Here is a 4,448-nt window from a genome sequence, read left to right on the forward strand (position 1 = left end):
AAGACATTATTAAAAATAACATTCATGAAAAGACAAATTCTTTTAGTTATTTCTGTGCTTTTTTTCACGAATATAATTTTTGCAGATTCGGGTATTTATCAATCATATATCATTACAAATAGTGGTACTTATTATGATGCCCAAGCAGTTACAGATCTACCAGATTTTAATGGTACTAACCTTGGTAGTTTTACTAGCGGATCTAGTTATTTGCTAAATGGTGGAGAAATTAAAACTTGGAAAAATAGCGGAAGTGATGTAACTGGCGCTTATTTATATTACAGAATTTACAATACAAACACCACACCTTCATCATCATTTAATGGAATTAGTTTATCATTTGCTGAAGATAATGTAGATGGAACTTCTGGTAATCAGAAATGGAATACTTCATCAGAAACTATTAATATACTTAATGGTTTAGCTGCAGGAGATTATACCATTGAAATATATTTTCAAGCAACAACAAGCGATGGTGATAAATATTCTAACAATAACGGTGCAAATTACATAGCAACTTTTTCAATAACAGATGCTACTATTTTAAATGGAATAGTAACTATTAGTCCTGCAATACCAACCAGAAGTGAGCAGGTTACAATTACTTTAGATGCAACTGGAACAGCTTTAGCAACTGCTTCAAAAATTTATTTCCATTCTGGTGTTGCTACAGATGAACCAGATTCTTACTTATTTAGTAAGGCTGTTGGAAATTGGGGAACAGATGATGGAATTGGGGAAATGACACTTACGGAAACAGCAAATATTTGGACAATTACACTAACTAATATAGAAACTTATTATGCGTTAACAACTAATGATGATGCTTTTGCTCTTAATTTTCTTTTTAGAGATGAAACTGGAAGTAATAAAGAAGATAATAACGGATCTAATTACCATATAGCAATAAATCCTAAAAATTATTTTTTAATTACCAATCCAACTTATAATCCATTTTTAGTTGAAACAAATCAAACTTTTAATATTACTGGAGAGGCAAATACTTCTGCAAATTGGACTTTAATAGAATTAGATGAAAATGGTGTTGTAACAAATACAAATTTAAATAGCTCTACAACTCAAAATTATACATTTAGCCATTCGCTTTCAGATGTTGATGTTACACATTATTACCAACTTTTGGTAGATTTTGGCAGTGAAACAAAAACTAAAAATTTCGAAATTAAAGCCTATGGAATTGTAGATGAAGAAACAATGCCTACTGGAGCAGAAAAAGGAATTAATTATAACTTTCCTAGCGCAAATGAGGTAACTTTTGTACTTCACACACCAACAAGTACTACTTATAAGTATTATAACAGCAGTGATTGCGAAAACACTACTTCAACTTCAACTTCGGCAAGTAAAAAAGTGGTTCATTTAATTGGTGATTTTAACAATTGGGAAATTTCAAACGCCTATCAATTAAAAAAAGATGGAGATTATTGGTGGATTACATTAAACACCTCTACCCTTTCTCCTGTACAAAATGAATATGTATTTCAATATTTAGTTGATGGAGAAATTAAAATTGGAGACCCGTACGCACGAAAAATATCAGATCCAGATGATCAATACATTGCTTCAACAGTTTATCCAAATTTAATTGCATATCCTACAGGCAAAACTTCGGGAAGAGCTTCTGTTTTAGAACTTAATAAAACTGATTATTCTTGGCAAGTTCCTACTTTTAGCCGATCTATTTCTAGAAATGATTTAAATATATACGAACTTCATTTTAGAGATTTTACAGAAGAAGGAACCTATAAAGCAGCCACAGAAAAGCTAGATTATATAAAAGAATTGGGCATAAATTGTATTCACGTAATGCCAATTTCTGAATTTGAAGGTAACAACAGTTGGGGTTACAACCCAAACTACTATTTTGCAGCTGATAAAGCTTATGGAACAGAAAACGATTTAAAAGAATTTATTGATGAAGCTCATTTAAGAGGCATTGCGGTTGTGAATGATTTAGTTTTAAATCACGCTTTTTACTCCAATCCAAATGCTATGTTATATTGGAACAACAACTTAAACCAACCTGCGGATGACAATCCTTGGTTTAATGCAGAACATAAAGGAATTTATGATACTTCTGGACATTGGGGAGCTGATTGGAATCACGCCAGTGAGCATACACAAAATATGGTTGATGATATTTTAGATTACTGGATTTCAGAATTTAAATTTGATGGTTTCCGTTTCGATTTTACCAAAGGTTTTACACAATCTGATCAAGATATAAATGATCCTTGGGCGAGTAATTATAACACTTGCAGAATAGCAATTTTAGAAAGAATGGTAAATCAAATGTGGACAAACCATCCAAATACTTACGCAATATTTGAACATCTTGCAAACGATGACGAGGATAAAGTTTTAGCCGATTATGGTATTTTATTATGGTCGGGATCTGGCCCTCAAGATAGTTGGTTAGAAATGGCAATGGGCACAAATATTAAAAGTTTTTGGACGAGTGTTTATACTTCTAGAGATTTCAATTTTGCCAATTATATGAGCTATATGGAAAGCCACGATGAAGAAAGAGTTGGATACAAAGTAAAAACTTGGGGAGCAAATAATAATGGTACAGACAATTACCTTTCTAATAGAACTAAACTTCCTGCTGCTTTTAATTTGTTACTTCCAGGACCAAGAATGGTTTGGCAATTTGGGGAATTAGGTTACGACATTTCTATTGATGAAAATGGTAGAACAGGTGAAAAATCTTCAGCTTGGGAATTAAATTATGATGAAAATTCTGAAAGACAAGAAATCTATAATTTTTATAGCTATATTTTTAAATTTAGAAATAATTTTAACTTGTATCAAACGGTTGATTATGGAAATATTGGTAGCGAAACAGAATGGACACGGTATATGTCTTTAAATGACAATACAGCAAATGCCTCTGGAAATCCTACAGAAGTAATTGCAATTGGTAATTTTGATACAGCAAATGACACTACAATTACACCAGGTTACACTTATACTGGAGATTGGTTTAAATATAACGGAGATTCTACAGTAGATGGAACAAAATACACTGTAAACGCAACTACTGATACGTTTGCTTTAACTAGTAATGATCCTGTATATATTTTATCAAATGTAGATATTATTGCTCCAAAAATAACTTCCATCACTATAGATATTGATTCTCCAAGTGCTTGTAATTATACTATTACAGGAACTCAGTACGATTATACAGAAGAAACTTGGACCGCAAACGTATCGCCTTCAAATGGAAAAGCATCTGATAATGGAACCATTACGGAATTGTACTTTTCTAAAATAAATGATATAGAAACTATAAACAAACCTACTTCATTAGCTGGCACAACGCTGGAATTAGGTGAAAACATAATTATTTGGACTGTAAAAGATAAATTTGGAAATACAAGCAGTTGTGAACAAATAGTGAACGTATCAACTTCAATTGAACTTCCATCAGTAACTGTTTCTAATGTTGGCACAATTCCAAATGGAACTTCAGCAACATTAAACGTTGAAAATCCAAATGCTAATTACACCTACACTTGGTACGATACAGAATTGGCTGAAACATCAATATATACAGGGAGTTCTTATACAACCGAAGCTTTAACAGAATCAAAAAATTATTGGGTAAAAGCAACAGATAACACATCATTATGTGAGAGTTTGTTAGAGATTGTAAACGTAGATGTAAGTACCACTTTAACCATAAATGATTTTTCTAATTTAAAAAGTGATATTAGCTTTTATCCAAACCCAACAAGTGGAAAAGTTGAAATTAAATTACCAATTACAGAAAATGATGTAACTATTGAACTATATAATGTATTTGGACAATTAATATCTAAAAAACAGCATGTTATGTATACTGAAAGTATTAAACTTGACATTACTAATGAACCTGCAGGAATCTACTTAGCAAAAATAATTTTGGATCAGCCTGTTATACTTAAAATTGTTAAACAGTAAAAAAATTCAATTGCAAAGTTATTAAGTAATAAACCAAATAAAACAATCAGATTCTTTGATACTAATTACTATAAGTAAGAACCCTATTAAATAAATTATAAAATAAATAAGAAATGAAAAAAATTTTAGCAACTATAGCACTAAGTAGTATATTATTTTCATGTGGCGGTGGCGGCGGAAGTGACACTCCAGATCCAGTAGAAACAAATGAAGCTCCTACAGTACCAACATTAACGTATCCAACTAATAACTTACTATGTATAGATAATTCAGTGGTGTTTACTTGGGGTGCATCAACAGATCCAGAATCAAACGCAATAACCTATACTATTGATGTATCTAAGAGTTCTACATTTGCAACTTTAGCGCATACTTTAACTAGTACTACAACTACAAAAACTATAGCGCTAGAAAAAGGAGTTGCTTACTATTGGAGAGTAAAAGCTACAGATAGTAAAAGTGCTTCTAGTGATTATTCA

Annotated in this window: 1 protein-coding gene and 1 pseudogene; both read left to right on the forward strand. The window is 31.4% G+C overall.

The features are described from left to right. Positions 1-24 precede the first annotated feature (24 nt). Positions 25-3,969: an alpha-amylase family glycosyl hydrolase gene (locus ABY298_RS14980; protein ID WP_372746861.1), complete on the forward strand. Its 3,945-nt coding sequence runs from the start codon at positions 25-27 to the stop codon at positions 3,967-3,969. A 113-nt stretch (positions 3,970-4,082) separates the two neighbouring features. Continuing rightward, positions 4,083-4,448 (forward strand): annotated as a pseudogene (locus ABY298_RS14985) (hypothetical protein); the annotation flags it as partial.

Origin of the sequence: Lutibacter sp., assembly GCF_041596795.1 — a bacterium.
In the GTDB taxonomy this organism is placed as follows: Bacteria; Bacteroidota; Bacteroidia; order Flavobacteriales; family Flavobacteriaceae; genus Lutibacter.

Bases quoted from the DNA above. Each gene is read 5' to 3' on its own strand.
- ABY298_RS14980 (WP_372746861.1), top strand. From the start codon at position 25: ATGAAAAGACAAATTCTTTTAGTTATTTCTGTGCTTTTTTTCACGAAT.